The 17831-nt window shown below is 42.6% G+C and carries 16 protein-coding genes; 10 read left to right on the top strand and 6 right to left on the bottom strand.

The window, feature by feature from the left end:
• A partial coding sequence (gene recR, locus ABLA33_RS04940; RefSeq protein WP_347719469.1) for a recombination mediator RecR occupies positions 1–538 on the bottom strand: 538 nt, incomplete at its 3' end.
• 66 nt (positions 539–604) lie between these two features.
• On the opposite strand from recR, the gene yihA reads away from it, so the two are divergent.
• From yihA to ABLA33_RS04925, 3 genes are read left to right on the top strand one after another with little or no spacing between them, the layout of a single operon-like run.
• Positions 605–1219 (top strand): ribosome biogenesis GTP-binding protein YihA/YsxC, encoded by a 615-nt coding sequence (gene yihA / locus ABLA33_RS04935; RefSeq protein WP_311490911.1) that lies wholly within the window; start codon positions 605–607, stop codon positions 1217–1219.
• 7 nt (positions 1220–1226) lie between these two features.
• A complete protein-coding gene (locus ABLA33_RS04930; protein WP_347719468.1) occupies positions 1227–2456 on the top strand; it encodes a HAMP domain-containing sensor histidine kinase in 1230 nt (409 codons plus the stop codon).
• A 14-nt stretch (positions 2457–2470) separates the two neighbouring features.
• Entirely contained in the window at positions 2471–3352 is an 882-nt protein-coding gene (locus tag ABLA33_RS04925) for a homoserine O-succinyltransferase (RefSeq protein WP_347719467.1), read from the top strand.
• Positions 3353–3604: 252 nt separating this feature from the next.
• Here ABLA33_RS04925 and ABLA33_RS04920 read toward each other — a convergent pair whose 3' ends face one another.
• Entirely contained in the window at positions 3605–5725 is a 2121-nt protein-coding gene (locus ABLA33_RS04920) for a putative porin (protein ID WP_347719466.1), read from the bottom strand.
• 326 nt (positions 5726–6051) lie between these two features.
• Between ABLA33_RS04920 and ABLA33_RS04915 the strand changes: the two genes are divergently transcribed.
• From ABLA33_RS04915 to ABLA33_RS04890, 6 genes are all read left to right on the top strand, one after another.
• Positions 6052–6645: a DUF4199 domain-containing protein gene (locus ABLA33_RS04915; protein WP_315091467.1), complete on the top strand. Its 594-nt coding sequence runs from the start codon at positions 6052–6054 to the stop codon at positions 6643–6645.
• Between the two features lie 34 nt (positions 6646–6679).
• A complete protein-coding gene (locus ABLA33_RS04910) occupies positions 6680–7633 on the top strand; it encodes a glycosyltransferase family 2 protein (RefSeq protein ID WP_311490906.1) in 954 nt (317 codons plus the stop codon).
• Between the two features lie 40 nt (positions 7634–7673).
• Positions 7674–8177: a DUF6452 family protein gene (locus ABLA33_RS04905; protein WP_347719465.1), complete on the top strand. Its 504-nt coding sequence runs from the start codon at positions 7674–7676 to the stop codon at positions 8175–8177.
• Positions 8131–8832 (top strand): DUF6048 family protein, encoded by a 702-nt coding sequence (locus ABLA33_RS04900; protein WP_347719464.1) that lies wholly within the window; start codon positions 8131–8133, stop codon positions 8830–8832. Before ABLA33_RS04905 ends, ABLA33_RS04900 begins: the two co-directional genes overlap by 47 nt.
• Positions 8833–8932: 100 nt before the next feature.
• A complete protein-coding gene (locus ABLA33_RS04895) occupies positions 8933–9955 on the top strand; it encodes an FAD:protein FMN transferase (protein ID WP_347719463.1) in 1023 nt (340 codons plus the stop codon).
• Positions 9952–10689, top strand: coding sequence for a Crp/Fnr family transcriptional regulator (locus tag ABLA33_RS04890; RefSeq protein WP_311490902.1), 738 nt, complete (start codon positions 9952–9954; stop codon positions 10687–10689). The genes ABLA33_RS04895 and ABLA33_RS04890 overlap by 4 nt, the downstream gene beginning before the upstream one ends.
• Here ABLA33_RS04890 and ABLA33_RS04885 read toward each other — a convergent pair.
• Positions 10686–11333: an HAD family hydrolase gene (locus tag ABLA33_RS04885; RefSeq protein ID WP_347719462.1), complete on the bottom strand. Its 648-nt coding sequence runs from the start codon at positions 11331–11333 to the stop codon at positions 10686–10688. The two genes, ABLA33_RS04890 and ABLA33_RS04885, sit on opposite strands and share 4 nt — an antisense overlap.
• Positions 11334–11375: 42 nt before the next feature.
• On the opposite strand from ABLA33_RS04885, the gene ABLA33_RS04880 reads away from it, so the two are divergent.
• Positions 11376–12767, top strand: a complete 1392-nt coding sequence (locus ABLA33_RS04880; RefSeq protein WP_347719461.1) for a glycoside hydrolase family 125 protein — start codon at positions 11376–11378, stop codon at positions 12765–12767.
• 297 nt (positions 12768–13064) lie between these two features.
• Here ABLA33_RS04880 and ABLA33_RS04875 read toward each other — a convergent pair whose 3' ends face one another.
• From ABLA33_RS04875 to dnaE, 3 genes are read right to left on the bottom strand one after another with little or no spacing between them, the layout of a single operon-like run.
• Positions 13065–13394, bottom strand: a complete 330-nt coding sequence (locus ABLA33_RS04875; protein WP_347719460.1) for a hypothetical protein — start codon at positions 13392–13394, stop codon at positions 13065–13067.
• Positions 13395–13397: 3 nt separating this feature from the next.
• Entirely contained in the window at positions 13398–13712 is a 315-nt protein-coding gene (gene trxA / locus ABLA33_RS04870; RefSeq protein WP_347719459.1) for a thioredoxin, read from the bottom strand.
• 47 nt (positions 13713–13759) lie between these two features.
• Entirely contained in the window at positions 13760–17611 is a 3852-nt protein-coding gene (dnaE, locus tag ABLA33_RS04865; RefSeq protein WP_347719458.1) for a DNA polymerase III subunit alpha, read from the bottom strand.
• Positions 17612–17831 lie beyond the last annotated feature (220 nt).

Below are 17831 nucleotides of genomic sequence, written 5' to 3'. Positions count from 1 at the left end.
AGTTCAGACGTGTGCTCTTCCGATCTGTCAGGCGTACGTTGAAAGGAGCGAGCTTGCGAGAAATGAAAAAGTTTGTCGTATCGCCTTCCATTGTTGGACTCAAGGCGAAGATGATTTCTTGAATCCCACCTTCTTCAACACGTTTTATCAAACTTTCGATTTCTAGATTATTAGGGCCGACACCATCCATGGGAGAGATGATCCCACCCAGCACATGATAAAGTCCACGATAAATACCCGTGTTCTCAATGCTCAGGACGTTACGGATGTTCTCCACTACGCAAACTGTTGATTGATCGCGCAACGGATTGGAACAGATGTCGCAAATGTCTGTATCGGAAATGTTATGACAAACTTTACAGTATTTCACGCCATCAATGAGCTGGCTGAGACTTTCCGAAAGTGCATGCCCTGTTTCGGGTTTCTGACGGAGCAAATGCAGGACAAGCCGGAGGGCAGTGCGCCGTCCGATACCTGGAAGTTTTGAGAATTCTCCTACTGTCCGTTCTAAAAGTTTCGAGGGATATACTTCATTCATTTTCACTGCGAAGTTAAAAAAACAATTTGGAATTAGTATCTTTGCTGCAAATATAGTAGTGCTTTTATGAAGATAAATTCCGCAGAATTTGAGATTAGTAATAGTCGTGCAGACCAATGCCCCAAGAGCAACATCCCCGAATACGCTTTTATTGGACGTAGTAATGTAGGGAAAAGTTCGCTTATAAATATGTTGACACAGCGCAAAGGGCTCGCCATGACTTCTTCCACTCCAGGCAAGACAATGCTTATCAATCATTTCCGTATTAATGATGAATGGTATCTTGTGGATTTGCCTGGCTACGGCTATGCGAAGCGTAGCAAGAAAGACCAAGAAAAATTGCAGAATATCATTTCTTTCTATGTCCTTGAGCGCGAGCAACTCACGAATCTGTTTGTGCTGATTGATTCTCGCTTGAAACCGCAGAAAATCGACTTGGAATTTATCGAGTGGTTGGGTGAAAATGGTGTTCCCTTCAGTATAATATTTACAAAAGCTGATAAGAATAAGAAGGGTGAACTAAGAAAAAATGTCGATACCTTTTTAGCTACTTTACGTGAGCAGTGGGAAGAATTGCCGCCTCATTTTATTACGAGTAGTGAAAGTCGACTGGGCCGCGAAGAACTTCTGAACTATATAGAAAATATCAACAAATCCATTGAAGATACCAGTACTAAATAATTTATCCATGAGCCATGTTAAAGTGGCTCTTGTTGTTGCTGCAGTTCTCATAGCTTCCGTATCGTTGCTGGTGAGTAATTTGCTCGTGCGCGACTTGACGCGTGAGGAACAATCGCGCATGGAAGTTTGGGCCGAAGCTATGCGTTCTCTAACGCGCGCCGATGAAAATACGGATCTAAACTTAGTGCTGAAGGTTATCAATGGAAACAATACTATTCCCGTGATAGTGCAGGACAGTCGGGGCGACATTTTGGCTGCCCGCAATATCGAAGACGATGGAGGCTTTGTTTTTTGGAAAAATCGCTTGGTGCAAGATTCCATAGATATAGCTATTACCGAACCGCATACTGCTTCCCACAAACAGCTGCTCTTGCAGTTGCAGCAGAAGGTGGCGCAAATGCAGCGCGAAGGCTATACGATGAAGATGAGTTTGGATGGTGCGGGGACACAAACCACACTTTCTATCTTCTACGAACCTTCTTTGATGCTACGCCGCTTGGCGCTTTATCCTTATATTCAATTGGGAGTTGTGGCCTTGTTTATCGTTGTGGCTCTGTTGGCCTTGTTGAGTAGTAAGCGGGCCGAACAAAACAAAGTATGGGTGGGACTTTCTCGAGAAACAGCTCACCAGTTGGGTACTCCCATATCTTCGCTCATGGCGGGCGTGGAAATGCTCAAAGATCTTTATCCCGATGAGGCTTTAGTGCCGGAAATGGACAAAGATGTGCAACGTTTACAACTCATTGCTGAACGATTTTCGAAAATTGGTTCTGCTCCAGCCTTGGTCAATGAGGATTTGTGTCTAATCATACCACGTGTGGTGGAATATATAGGGCGCAGAACTTCTGATAAGGTACAGATAACTACAGATTTCCCTGCTTCTTCTGTTTTTGTTCGTGTTAATGCTCCACTTTTTGAATGGGTCATTGAGAACTTATGTAAGAATGCCATCGATGCTATGGCTGGTGTTGGACACATCAATATATGTGTGCGTCAGCGTGGAGCAGTGGTAAATATAGAGGTTTCAGATACGGGAAAAGGTATATCTAAGAAACGTTGGAAACGTGTCTTCAAACCTGGGTTCACCACGAAGCGTCGCGGATGGGGATTAGGTTTATCGCTTGCCAAGCGTATTGTGGAAGAATATCACGAAGGACATATCTTTGTGAAAGCAAGCGAAATCAACCACGGAACTACTTTCTGCATCCAGTTGAAAGCAGATTTACAGAACACATAAAAACTAAATAAAAAATGTTGAGACTTCCTCAAGGATTGCCTGCTGTGGAAACGTTGCAGGCTGAAGGATACGCAGTAGCAGAGTATAACCTCTGGGCTGTTCCTACGGATGCTCGTGTGGTTTTGCTCCTCAATCTTATGCCGCAAAAGACCGTGACGGAGCTGGATATTGCTCGCGCTTTGTCGTTTCCCGATACTGATGTGCTTTTGTTACCTGTGCGCATAGCAGGGCAAACCTATAAAACTACGCCGATTGAACATATCCTGGCGTATTATGTTGATATAGAAACGATATTGTCCAACAAACTTCACTTTTCTTCTGCTCCTTCGCTCATCATTACAGGTGCTCCTGTTGAGCAGATGCCTTTTGAGGAAGTGCGATATTGGCCACAACTTTGTGAGATTATGGACTGGGCTTTCCGCCAACGGCTCAATACTTTATATATCTGCTGGGGCGCGCAAGCTGGCCTTTATCACCATTATGGCATTCCAAAGTATGACAAAACGGCAAAGTGTTTCGGTGTTTTTTCTCAAGATGTGCTCGACGATAAGTGTCCTCTCATGCGTGGGCTTTCGCCTGCGTTCTTTATGCCCAACAGTAGACATACGGAAGTGAGACGTTCTGATTTTTCTGCTCCTCAGTTGCAGATTGTAGCGGAAAGCCAAGAAAGTGGAGTAGGGGTAGCCTATGATGCGGCACATCGTAGCACGTTTATTGTTGGCCATTTGGAATACGAACCTCATACTTTGGAAAATGAATATAAGCGGGACTTGGCCAAAGGTTTATCGATTCTGCCGCCTCAACATTATTATGAAGCCGATGACCCTAATGGGCGAATCCTATGGCAGTGGAAAGAGCATGCTCGTCAGTTCTATCGGAATTGGTTGGAACTTTAATATCGTCCTCTCTTTCTTTCTCTTTTTTTATTCCGTTCTACGCAGTTAAGAAAGAGGCTTTGAACTGTCTGAAAATACAATAAGCGCGTCAGCTGACAGTCTTATTGTGTGAGCTGACACAATAAGGAAATTTTGAAATACAATAAGGAAACCGATGCCCTGCTTTATAACGCTCATAAACAGTGAGTTATTGATCCATAAAGCAGGGTATCGGTTATCTTTTTCCCTTTATTGGTTGAGCAGAAAATGCTGTTAGTTGATAAAATTCCAACTAATGCCGAGGCGCAGAACCAGGCGGTTGAGCGGATAGTGAGGTACAAGGAATGGATTTCCTGCACCGCTAGAATAGTTGACATGACTTGCCATTACATAGAATCGCGTGCGCTTGAGATGAAAATTAACATAAGCGTTAATCATCGGATAATTGCCCAACTGTATGCGGTAGTTAGGGTCTTGTATGGCGTATTGTCCCATGATGGGCGAGTAAGCAGGTGCGTAATACTTGGTGAAATAGCGCATGTCTGCGCCTAATTCTGTTTGCAGAACACGTGCTAAGCGGAACTTCAAATAGAGATTGGTCCAAACGGAAAAGGCAGGGAGGGGGTAGCTGTCCTTGTCGGTCGTAGCCTGATATATGAGTTCATTCTCCCAATGCAGAATGCCCAAGTGAAAGTCTTGGCGCAAGGAGGCCGTAAGGAGTTGCACGCTACCACTATTTTGCCGCACACCAATGCTATGAGTGTAGTGTTGCACATTGTTGGTAAAGTCCGACGGAGTTAAGGTTTCAGCGAAGTAGGCCAACTTCTGAATGTTTTGCAGGTGGAAGGAAAAGCGCGTATTCTTCCAAGAAAGGCTACCGCCGAGGCGCACCGTCAATTGATTGTCGAGATCTTTGTCCCACCAAGCGTTGCGTGCGTGAAAATGGCGTAAGTAGAAATTGGGTTGCTCGTTACGAATGAAGCCATCTAAGCGTACAGATACTGTGTCTTTCCAGAGAGGCATATCTACATCTGCTGTGCCCTCAATGTTAAACTCTCCCCAATTTGAACCATTACTGCGGATTTCGCCCAATACATCGTAGTGGAACACGCGGCCTTGCTTCTTCATCAGTTGCGCGCCCAAGGTGATGTAATGATTTGAGTATTTCTGCACGTACTGTGTACCGCTTGCCGTAGTGTCGGGTAAGGTGAATCGATAGTATTCGTGTTTGGCGAAGAGCCGCATGCCTGTTTTGACCCAGCGATTGAAGCCCTCGTTAATTTCCAACGCCACTAAATTTTCCACATGGGTATAATTCGTTTTATCACGAGCCGAATCGTTGTTCAGATAATAGTCGTTGAAAAAACTACGTCCACCATTGGCTGCATCGCTGATAAAGCGGCGGTTGTTGAAGTCCATTCGCAACGTGTGGATTAGACTGGTAACAGGCACAAAGTGGGGGGTGAGTTTCAGTGAGTCTACATTTGTTCTTTGTTGGGTAGAATCTGTGAGTGTCGTAACTTTGGTTGCTGCTCTATCGGCCCGCGTTGATACAATTTTTCCGTTTTTGTCTGTCCAACGTGTCAGGCCAATGCTGTAGCGATGGGTAAGGAAGAAAGTATTATCTTGTTGCTTGCTGTTGCTGCGAGCCAAATTGATGGGCATATCATCCGTATCGTAGCGCGTAGGAAAAGACTCAGGACTTGTTACATAAGCATCGGTCTCGATACCTCCATTCTCGCGATTCTTCAAATGGTTGGCTGCAAAGAACGAATGAAGGGAGTAGTGATCAGAACGGTATGAACCGAAGAGCGTACCATTGAATGCAGATGTGGCTTGACTATCGTAGTAGCCACGTCCATAGAGATAATCGAGCTTGAAGCCCAAACCTAACTGCTGATTTACATTGGTTGAGAAAAGAGCACTGATGCGGTCTTCACCATTCTGCTTATTGCCACATTCATGATAAGTCAGATTAGTGAACGGAGATTTAGTGTTTGTGAATAGGATTTGATCGGGGCGACGAAGAAAGAAATCAAAAGGCTGAGAAAATAGAAATTGTCCATCGCGAAAACTATTCTCCGTGCGATCTGTGAAGATGCGACTCAATCGCGGAGCTCCCAAATTGCCCGTAAAGTTATAGTGTCCTCTTATTCCTTCTGTGAATGCTTCATTGGGAAAGAGATGAGGGATGGTGTCATAGTTTGCAGGGCGTACAGAACCGAAACGACTGTCAATAGTCCAAGCATAAATGCCCTCGGGTACGTCCTCTTTTTCGATAGAGTCGGTTGCAAAATGATTTCCGCGCGTGTCGGTGTTTTGCAGGAGGTGTTGGGCGTCAAGCGGCTTAAACAGCAGACACAGGACGATAAGAAAAAAATATTTGATATACATTCTAATAAGCCTTTTCTATTGGGATGCGAAGTTATACATTTTTCATGAAATAATAGTGACCAAAGATGATGTGCTGTCCGACACCTCTCTTCTAAGAATGATTTGTCGGTTTTCTTCTTGTTTCTGGAAAAATTAAAAAAGAAAGAGCGTTGATGAGAAGATTGTACGGAGTATAGCTAATTTTCAGTAGCACATGTTATTTTCTATGTACTATTTATTTTGCATAGCTTTTGCTTTAAAACTTAGTTTTCTCTGATGTTTTTATGTTTTTCCTTCACGAAGTAAAATTTTGTAGTTCACAGTTGTTGCATTAAATTTGCAAAATCATGTTAGAAGATAAACAAAACGAATGGGATTGGCGGCAAATAAACGCCTTTGCAGCTCAAAATGGGGCGCTATTGGGGACTTATGGTCTCCTTAGTTTGGTAGTTTATGCCGTAGGTCTACGCTATTCGCAAGTTTCTATGTTGGGATTCTTACTTGTTCTTTCCAGTCCTTTCGTTGGCGCCTTCCTTTGTGTCAGATTCAGAGAGACAATCACAGAACGCAACGCTCCGTTCTCATTTGGGAAAGGTTATGTTCATTGTCTTTTAATGGGTATTTATGCTGGTATACTGATAGCAATGGGCCTATACATGTGGTTTGCCTTTTTTGATAATGGTGTATTTGCAGATGCTTTTCTGTTTGCTGCCAGTCAGCCTCATAGTCAACAATTCTTACAAGAAATGCAACAACAAGGAGGAATGTCAAATCTCTACGAACTCACTGGTGCTACAACACCACAGCAATTGGCGGATGCTTTCCGCATCTTGCCGGCTTCTGTTTGGGCTTCGTCAGTGCTTTCTCTAACGTTCTTCGTTGATCCCATAATTTCTATTTTTATTGGACTATTTACCATGCGTCGAGGTATGGGAGTGTAGTTTGTTGAATTCTAATGTAATATATAAAAATATAATGGATATATCAGTAGTAGTACCTCTCTTTAACGAGGCTGAAAGTTTGCCCGACTTATATTCTTGGATTGTCAGAGTTATGAAGGAGCATAATTTCACGTACGAGATTATCTTCGTTAACGATGGTAGTACGGACGAATCATGGAATATAATTGAGAAGTTCTCGAAAGAAGATACCAATGTCCATGGTATTAAGTTTCGCCGAAACTATGGTAAGTCGCCCGCATTGTTTTGTGGCTTCCGAAAGGCGCAAGGAGATGTTGTGGTCACAATGGATGCTGATCTTCAAGATTCCCCAGATGAGCTTCCAGAATTGTATCGGATGATTACAGAAGATGGATATGATCTCGTTTCGGGTTATAAGCAGAAACGTTATGATCCCATTTCTAAGACACTTCCTACAAAACTGTTCAATGCTACTGCAAGAAAAGTGAGTGGTATTAAGAATCTACACGATTTTAACTGCGGCTTAAAAGCCTATCGGCGAGATGTTGTGAAGAACATTGAGGTTTACGGCGAAATGCACCGTTATATTCCTTGGTTGGCAAAGAATGCTGGTTTCGACAAGATTGCAGAGAAGGTAGTACAGCATCAAGCTCGTAAGTTTGGACAAACTAAGTTTGGTGGTTGGAACCGTTTCTTTAATGGTTATCTGGACTTGCTGAGTCTGTGGTTCCTTAATAGTTTTGGCTTGAAACCTATGCACGTCTTTGGCTTCTTAGGTAGTCTGATGTTTATCCTTGGTTTTATTGCAGTATTAGTTGTTGGTGGTGTGAAGTTAGTGGCTATCTGCCAGAGTGTTCCTGCTCCTTTGGTGACGAATTCTCCTTATTTCTACATTGCTCTTACTATGATGATTCTTGGAACTCAGCTCTTTGTCGCTGGCTTCTTGGGCGAACTTATCTCTCGCAATGCTGAAGGCCGCAACAACTATCAGATAGAGAAAGAAATATAGTGAGGTTTGGGATACCTTGCTGCTCTAATGATTTCATACGATGAATATAGGTAAAATTTTCCCCTTCATCGCTTCCTTGTTTATATTAGAAGCGTGTAGCAATATAGATTGTCCACTGGATAACATTGTGGAAATGACGTGCGGATTGTATTCTGCCGATAAAAAAACGCCGTTTACACTGACAGATACATTGACTATCACACCACTTCATAGTGATAGTATACTGCTCAATAAGGCACAAAATATTAAATCCTTTGTTCTTCCATTGAGCTATGCTGGGAATATGGATACATTGTTGTTTCATTTTTCTAATGCTGAAGGACAGAGTGCAACAGATACCATCTGGATTAAGAAAACAAACCAAAAGCATTTTGAGAGTGCAGATTGTCCGTTGAGCATCTTCCACACGCTGCAAACGGTGCGCTGGTCGTCACACAACATCTCTGTGATGCCTGTGACGATAGATAGTGTGAGTTTAGTTAGACCTATAGTGAATTATGAGAATATTGAGAACCTTCGTATTTTCTTGCGTACTGCTCAGTAGTTGTGACCTTTCTGCCACTGCAATGGAGCGTGATACGATTCAGGCGCAGCCACGTTCGACAGTGTTGAAACCTGCCACTAAGAAAGAGCCTTTTTGGGCTGGATGCAGTGTGGGGTACGATTTATGTGGAACTGTGATGGCGCTGGCTACTCCCTTTGGGCAATATGAGGGTATGTTTCGACTAAATCTCAAAAATCGGTTCTTCCCAACAGCTGAGTTAGGTCTGGGAATCAGCAATCATACAGACGATACTTCAAACATTAAGTATAAAACAGCCTCTCCGTATTTCCGTTTAGGAGTGGACTATAATTTTCTGAGAGATTCCCATTCTGGTAATCGTCTCTTTGGAGGTGTTCGTTTTGCTTATACTTCTTACAAGTTTGATCTCTCAGCTCCCGATTTGAAAGACCCTATTTATGGGACAACAGTTCCTTTCAACTTATCAGGCATCAAAGGAAATATGTTGTGGAGTGAGGTGGTGTTTGGTGTAGAGGCTAAGATCTGGAAGTTTTTTCATGTGGGCTGGTCGGTTCGCTATAAGCTGCGGCTCCATGAAGGTAAAACGGCTGTAGATAATGCTTGGTATGTCCCTGGTTTCGGTAAGTATGGTTCGAATGGCTTGGGAGGAAGTTTTAATGTAGTCTTTGATATTTAGGATACAAGAGTTTCTGTACAACATCTTTCTTACGGTTGCAATGTGTACGGAATAGAAGTTTTGCAACGGTAAAAGAACTTTTATTTTAATATTTGATAGAATGATTGGCCCTTTTCCTTTAGGCAAGTTTTGGCGTAGCAAATGGGGTGTTCTCCTTTTTCTTGCACTCACTGTAGCAACGATCTTTATTCTTAGAAAATCGAACTCAGCTGTTCCGCAGTACGACGAAGGCCCTATCTTTGGAACAGTATATCATATTAAGTATAAATATGATCACAATCTAAATAAAGAGATTCTTGCAGAACTGGACCGTGTGGATAATTCTATGTCCATTTTTAATCCAACTTCTACGATTTCGAAAATCAATGCGGGGACTGACTCAAAGACTGATGAGCTTTTTCGAGAGGTCTTTTCCTTGGCAGAAGACATATCGAAGGAAACTAACGGAGCATTTGATATCACTGTGGCTCCTTTGGTGAATGCGTGGGGATTCGGCTTTAAAAATCAGCAGTTGCCCACAAAGTTGCAAGTGGATAGTTTGCGCTCACTCGTGGGTTTTAACAAAGTGAGTTTAGATGGTATAATGTTGAAGAAAAAAGACCCGAGAGTGATGCTCGATTGTGGAGCTATTGCCAAAGGATTCGGCGTGGATTGTGTGGCACGTTTGTTTAATCGCTTGGGAATTAGCGATTATATGATAGAGATTGGCGGAGAGGTTCGAACGCATGGAAAAAACTTTGAGGGAAAGCCGTGGACTATTGGGATCCAACGTCCTGTGGTTGGAGAAAATGAGGTTTTGTCTGCAATGCATCTTCAGGGAAAGGCTTTGGCAACTAGTGGGAATTATCGCAATTTTTATGTGAAGAACGGGCATCGTTATGCTCATACGATAGATCCTCGTACGGGGTATCCTGTGCAGCATAGTTTGCTGTCTGCTTCTGTTATTGCATCCGATTGTGCCACGGCTGATGCCTACGCCACAAGTTTTATGGTGTTAGGTCTGGATGGTGCAAAGAAAATACTGAGTAAGCATCCTGAACTGAAGGCTTATTTGATTTATGAGCAGAATGGAAAACTACAAGTTTGGATGTCGCCAGGCTTGGAAAAAAATATAGTAGAATGATGATGGAAAAACAATCTGGCAAAGATTTGCAACCTCATGGGGCTGATTTATCTTCTCCGCCTTCAGAGAGTTTTATTTTTGATAAACTTTTGCAACTCCCTCTTTGGCAGGGAATGGGACGTGCAGATGTGTTGGCTATTGCAGGTCGAGCCAAGATTGGCTTTGTGCAAAAAGCGAAGGGGGCTTGCATTGTAGAGCAAGGAAGCGTTTGTCAAAGCCTCATTTTTGTAGTAGAAGGGGAGGTTTGTACCTACACGTCGAGTGCAGATCGTGGCTATCAGCTCACGGAATGGATAAATCTTCCTCATGTGATTCAACCAGAATGTCTTTTTGGCGTTCAGACACGCTATCTTCGTAGTGTTTATGCTGCAGGGAAAGTTCAACTGCTTGAGATTACAAAATCAGCGGTGCGCGATTTTCTGTTTGACTTCCCTACGTTTCGTATCAACTTTCTGAATATTTCCTGTTGGCAGTCGCAACAATATATGCGTAGGCTGTGGGAAAATTATGCTACAACAATAGAAGCGCGTTTTGTTCAGTTTATTCTGCGCCGCTCACAGCGTCCTGCTGGAAAAAAGGAACTGAAAATAAAAATGACGCGTTTGGCCGAAGAACTCGGAGAAACGCGCCTAAGTGTCTCCTTTATGTTACGCAAATTGGAAGCAAAAGGGCTCTTGGAAAGTAACAGGCAGAGAATCACGATTCCTGCTTTTGAGCAACTCGTTAATAGTTAGGGCAATAACGAAGTAAGTAGCTCAGCGGGGTGATGAATAATTGTAGTGACTCCTATCTCTTGCAGAAAGGTTTCATCGCGAAAGCCCCATGAACAAGAGATACAAGGGATACCTGCGTTTTTTGCTGTTTCAAAATCCACCTCGCTATCACCAACGTAGACACTCTCGTTCTTTCCACTTCCTAATTGTTGCATTGCTGCCCACACTGTATCGGGATTGGGTTTTCTCCGCACTTTTGCACTTTCACCTACGGCGATAGGAATACAATCTTCAAAGAAACGATGAGCTAATTCTTTCACAGCATCGTTTCCCTTGTTAGAAACGATAGCCATCTTTATACCTTTCTCTTTTAGGTTTTGGAGCATTTCTCGAATACCTGCATAAGGTTCGGTTGTGTCCAAACAATGCTTTTGATAATACGACTTAAAAGTATCTAAAACTTCTGCAATTTTACATTCTGATGTATTTTCTGGCGCGGCGTGTGAGATGAGATATTTATAGCCATTGCCCAGAAACATGCGAATCTCAGAGAGGGAACGCTTGGGAAAGTTGTGAGCGCAGAGGGAAAAGTTTACACTGTCCACTAAATCCTGTAGAGTATCAAGCAAAGTTCCATCTAAATCAAATATGACTGTCGTTATCATTATTTCTACTATATTTGCAAATGCAAAGATAAAGAATCTCTTATGAAATATCACTTGTTTGGCCTTGCGGCCTTCTTGTCGCTGTCGATTTCAGCCCAGCGCCCAGAACTTTCACAACGTAATTTTAGTTCTCCCGTTGTGGAGAAGTGTATCAAAACGATTTCTGCCTGTATCACTCAACCCAAAGTGCGTGAGATGTTTGCGCAGTGTTTTCCCAACACCTTGGATACCACGGTTCGTTATGGAAAAACATCAGATGGCGACGACGACACGTTTGTTATCACGGGAGATATTCCTGCTATGTGGTTGCGTGATAGCAGTGCTCAAGTGTGGCCTTACCTACGTTTTGTTTCCAAAGATCCCAAGTTAGCTCGTTTGATTCGAGGTGTATTGCGCCGCCAGTTCCGGAGTTTGCTTATCGATCCTTATGCAAATGCTTTCATGGAATCTCCTGATTCGATGAGTACCAACTGGACGGGCGACATCACTGAAATGAAGAAAGGCGTCTTTGAACGTAAGTATGAGCTCGACTCTCCATGCTATCCCATACGCTTGGCTTATGGCTATTGGAAGGCAACGGGGGATAAGACAGTTTTCGATAAACTTTGGGTGGATTGCATTCGAGAGGTGCTTACAACTCTGCGTGCTCAGCAGCGTATGGATGGCACTTCTCCATATCTTTTTATGCGTCGTACGCACGCAATGCACGACACACAATCCAATAGTGGCTACGGGCATCCTGGAAAACCTTGTGGACTTATTGCTTCTTCGTTCCGTCCATCCGACGACAGTACAGTGTTTCCTTATAATATTCCTGGAAACTTCTTTGCTGTGAGTTGTCTTCGCAAGGCAGCTACGATTCTTCGTGATGTGAACAAAGAATGGGCTTTGGCTGATAGCTGTCAAGCATTGGCCGAGCAGGTGCAAGCCGCTCTCAAGCAATACGCAGTGGTAAAAACAGCAGATTTTGGTGAAGTTTATGCTTTTGAAGTTGATGGTTTTGGTTCTCATCTACTGATGGACGATGCAAATATCCCCTCGTTGCTTTCTCTCCCGTATATTGCCGATGTTCCTGTCAATGATCCCATTTATCAAAACACGCGTCGCTTCGTCTGGAGTAAATCTAATCCTTATTTCTTCTCGGGGAAAGCAGGTGAAGGTATTGGCGGTCCTCATGAAGGAATTGGCTATATCTGGCCTATGTCTGACATTATGCTGGCTATGACTTCTACTGATTCAACTGAAATTAAAGCAGCTCTACAGCGCCTCATTACCACAGATGCTGGAACCAATTTTATTCATGAAGCTTATCGTCAAGAAGATGCTTCTAAGTTTACACGTACTTGGTTTGCTTGGGCTAATACTCTTTTCGGAGAACTTGTTTTGCATCTTATTGACAATAATCAATTAGAACTTTTGAATTCTCTCAAATAAGGCTTTGAGCGAACAGTTATTTTACTTGTTGGCTACCTGCAAGCTTTTCTCGGTTTGTTATAAAGAGACGAGGGCTTGCAGGTAGCTTTATTGTGTATGAATAAATAGTATTATGCATCCCCTTTTACAAAATCTCAAATTTCCTTATTGCATTTGAAAATACAATAAAAATGTCAGCTGACGTAATAAGGATGTCAGCTGACAGGATAAGGATATTTACGAAAAGGCGTAAGATGCGATGATATAAAATAAAAAAGACCACAGCCTATATGGCTACGGTCTTTTTTATTTATGCTTTTATTCGTCTAGAGAGTGGCTATCCATTTCGGCTTCTACGACGAAGATAAGATCTTCGGGAGAAAAATTACCGATATGTTCTCGTTTAGCTGTTTTTGCTAAGTAAGCAGCAATAGCTTCAATATCGATATCTATGAATCCATCTTTATCGGGCTCTGCATCAAGGATACCACTTTCAGCGTAGTATTCAGTGATGACATCTAGGAAGTAGTAGAGTTGTTCTTCAGTGAACTTCTCTTTTAGCTCCTGCGGTATTTGCTGTTGAATAAAGGCAACAGTCTGTGCGTCATCGAGCTCGTCTTGCTGGAGTTCTTCTTCAAAACTTGCCATGTCTTAAAGGAGTGTGTCAAACTTTTCAGCAAACTTGCTTTTGGGAGCAGCACCTACCATGCAGTCGACAAGTTCTCCATCTTTGAAGAATAGGATTGTTGGAACGCTAGCAATACCATAACGAGCAGCCAATCCTGCACATTCTTCAACATCAGCCTTGCCTACAGTAACACGGCCTTCGTATTCTTCTGCCAATTCAGTCATAATTGGGGCTACCTTTTTGCAAGGACCACACCAAGTGGCTGAAAAGTCAACTACAAGAGGTTGCTTTGACGCTAATTCTGCATCGAAATTCTGTTCAGTGATAATTTTTTCCATATTATATTTGTTTTAGTTCAATGTATGCGGGACAAAGATAATGCCATTTATCCAATTTCATATTCTAAACAAGGACTTTCTTCTAGGAAAGTGATGAGATCTGTATCTACAAGTGCAAAGCAACTTTGCGACATCAGCTGGACGTTCATCTTTGTTTCATCGTCGTAAACGTGGAATATAACTTCAGTATGGCCTTCATCGCGGCTCATTATTGAAGCAAGTTCTGTTGCCGTGTTTTGGTCTAGGCGATTCACGTGAATAGTTATATTGATGCGTTGAATAATTTTATCTTTCACGTCACCTAAGAACTCTACTTTTCGGACTTGTACTTCGTATTCATCTTGATTGTAACGTCTTGGCCCAACAAAGGCAGTGATGAATACGGAATTACCAATGTTCATATAACCACTCCAGCGAGCCCAGTCTTCTCCCCAGAATGCAATCTCACCACTACCGCTATAATCTTCTATCGTAACAAAGCCGTAGGGATTTCCATTCTTTTTAGTGAAACCTGTTCGTACATTGGTGATAATGCCGCCAAATGTGATATCGCGCTTAGCCAAGGCTGATACTTCTTCTAGTTCGGGCATTCTGGTTGTACATATTTTCTCGATAATAACTTTGAAGTTGTCGAGCGGATGTCCTGAAATGTATATGCCAATAAGGTCGCGTTCTTTGTTGAGTTTCTCTAAGTTACTCCATTCTGGGAGGCCTTGAGGAATCATAGGCTTAGAAATTTCTATGGCATTGAAGTCTCCAAAGAGTGAATTTTGGGCTGTGTTATTCTCCATCTGGAATTGTTGGCCGTAGCGAACAAGTATATCAATAAAGGTCTCCCCGTTTTCGCCTTTTTCAACAAACTGTTCACGAGCTATGCCAAAGCTATCGAAAGCTCCTGCTGTTGCCAGGTTTTCGATGTTCTTCTTGTTGCAACTTGATAGGTCGATACGTTCCACAAAATCGTAGATATCTTTGAATACCCCATTTTTCTTTCGTTCGGCAATGATATTTTTCATTGCCGCCTCTCCGCAACCTTTAATAGCAGCAAGTCCGAAACGAATTTGGCTATGGTGATTGACGCTGAACTTCATCATCGATTCATTGATGTCTGGACCTAAGGTATCTATTCCTAAGCGTTTGCATTCGTCCATCAACTTTGTGAGTGTTGTGATATTCGTTAGCCACGAGTTCATATCGCCTGCCATAAACTGTGCAGGGTAGTGTGCTTTCAGATAGCCTGTTTGATAAGCTATCCAAGCATAGCAAGCAGCGTGACTCTTATTGAAGGCATAAGAAGCAAAGGCGCGCCAGTCATTCCATATTTTCTCCAGTGTCTTTTCATCATACCCCTTCTTTGTTCCACCTTTGATGAATTTGGGGTACATATGGTTTAGCTTATCGATGAGCTTCTTACCCATAGCTTTGCGTAATGTGTCACTCTCTCCACGGGTGAAGTCGGCAATTTCACGACTCAGCAACATCACCTGTTCTTGATAAACGGTGATTCCATAAGTATCTTTCAAATATTTCTCCATGCAAGGTAAGTCGTAAGTAATAGGTTCTTCACCGTGCTTACGTTTAATGAACGAAGGAATATAAGCAATAGGTCCTGGACGATAGAGAGCATTCATCGCAATAAGGTCGCCTATGCAGTTAGGCTGCAATTCGCGTAGATATTTTTGCATACCAGGAGATTCAAACTGGAACGTACCAATCGTTTCCCCACGGCTGAAGAGCGCGTAAGTTTCATCGTCATCAAGAGGTATCTTTTCAATATCTACTTCAATACCAAGACTGTCGTGAATATTCTCCAATGTATCCTTAATAATCGTCAGAGTTTTTAGTCCCAAGAAGTCCATCTTGATGAGCCCAGTTTCCTCAATGACGCGGCCTTCATACTGCGTGCAGTGGAGTTTTTCTCCCGTCTGTTTGTCTTCAGCAGTAGATACAGGTACCCAATCGCTGATTTTATCACGACAAATGATAAATCCGCAGGCGTGTACACCAGTGTTGCGTACATTTCCCTCTAGCATGCGAGCATAACGGATGGTATCGCGCATGAGCGGATTGGGAGACGTCTCTGCTTCACGAAGTTCAGGTATTGCCTTTATGCAATTATCTAAGTTCATCTTAGGCGACTTCCCATCAGGTCCTTCAGGGAGTTTATCGGGAATGAGTTTGCAGAGGCGGTTGCTTTCGGCAAGAGGTAACTTCTGCACACGCGCTACGTCCTTGAGAGCCAATTTTGTGGCCATCGTGCCGTATGTAATAATATGTGCACAGTTTTCTTCTCCATACTTTTGTGTAACCCACTCTAAAACGCGTCCACGTCCGTCATCATCAAAATCAACATCAATATCGGGCAAAGATATACGGTCGGGGTTGAGGAAACGCTCAAACAGTAAATCGTAGGCGATAGGGTCAAGTTGTGTGATTCCCAAGCAATAGGCTACGCAACTTCCTGCAGCGGAACCGCGTCCTGGTCCCACGCTAACATTCAATTCTTTGCGTGCGGCATTGATATAGTCTTGCACTATGAGAAAGTAGCCCGGAAAACCCATGGTCTTCATTATATGCAATTCGAAGTTGATGCGTTCTTTTACCACATCACTCAGGGGTTCACCGTATCGTGCAATAGCTCCTTCGTAGGATATTTTTGCAAGATAGTCAGCTTCAAACTTAATTCGGTAGAGTTTGTCGTAGCCACCAAGATTCTCAATCTTTTTACGGCCCTCTTCCTCGCTCATAATCTCATTCCCGTTCTCGTCGCGAGTAAATTCTTTGAAAAGATCTTCTTCAGTTAAGCGTTGGCGATATTCTTCTTCTGTACCAAAACTTTCAGGGATGGCAAAGTTAGGCATAATAGGCGAGTGATCAATGCTGTATATCTCTACCTTGTCGCAAATCTCACTCGTATTTTGTATAGCTTCGGGAATGTCATAGAATATCTCATTCATTTCCCGTTGCGTTTTAAACCATTCCTGTTTGGTGTACATCATTCTTTTCGGATCGTCCAAATCTCTGCCAGTAGAAAGGCATATCAAGCGGTCGTGTGCTTCTGCGTTCTCTTCTTCTACAAAGTGTACATCGTTAGTACATACAAGTTTTATATTGTGTTTACGAGCTATATCAATAAGAACCTTATTTGCTCGTTGTTGTAAGCCAAAAGTTTCCTTGTTTGCTTTGATCGTCTTATCTTTTACTTCGTGTCGCTGAAGTTCAAGATAGTAGTCATCTCCAAAGATATTTTTAAACCACAAGGCCGCCTGTTCTGCACCTTCAATGTCGTCACGTAGAGCTTTTGATGGAACTTCTCCTGCAATACAAGCAGAACAAATAATGAGCCCTTCATGGTGTTTTTCCAATTCGGCATGATCTGTACGCGGTCTCATATAGAAGCCATCCACCCAAGATTTTGAAACCAGTTTGATAAGATTGTGATAACCTTTTTCGTTTTTGGCCAAAACGATTAAGTGGTTACCACCCTGGTCTTGACGTCCTTCTTTTAACTTCATGGAACGTCGAGCTACATACATTTCACAGCCTAAAATTGGCTTGAAATTAGCACGCCGCTCTAATAGAGGCATTTGTGCTTCGATACTCTTCAATAGTTCTTCATCAGATACTCCCGCATTAGGGTCTTCTTCCGGCCGTTTGTATGTGCCTGCTTGAAGGGCTTCCATTTTTGCCTGCGCAGCAGCCAATTCATTTTTGGCTTTTTTGATTTCTTTCTTAGAAGTATTGAAAAATTCTTTGATCCCCATCATGTTACCATGATCGGTGATAGCCATTCCTTTCATCCCGTCTTTCATGGCCTTTTTCAAGAGAGCGGAAATAGAGGATTGTCCGTCAAGAATAGAGTATTGAGTATGAACGTGTAAGTGTACGAAATCTTCCATATCTGTTGTGATAAAGTTTCCAAAAGTACAAAGAAAATATAGAATAGTGAACACCCTATAAGTTCTTGTCATTTATTTAGCACTCTCCCTTACCAAGAAATATAGAATATTGTTGTCATGTTGTCACAAAGGTGTATAGTAATTGATATACAGTGATTTAATTGAGTAGTAATGGTACCTTTTGTTGTCACATTGTTGTCACGCGTATAATGCATACACT

The sequence above is a fragment of the uncultured Alloprevotella sp. genome, assembly GCF_963536905.1.
In the GTDB taxonomy this organism is placed as follows: Bacteria; Bacteroidota; Bacteroidia; order Bacteroidales; family Bacteroidaceae; genus Alloprevotella.
The sequence above is the reverse complement of the archived record's forward strand: the minus strand, read 5'-3'. Positions and strand labels throughout refer to the sequence as shown.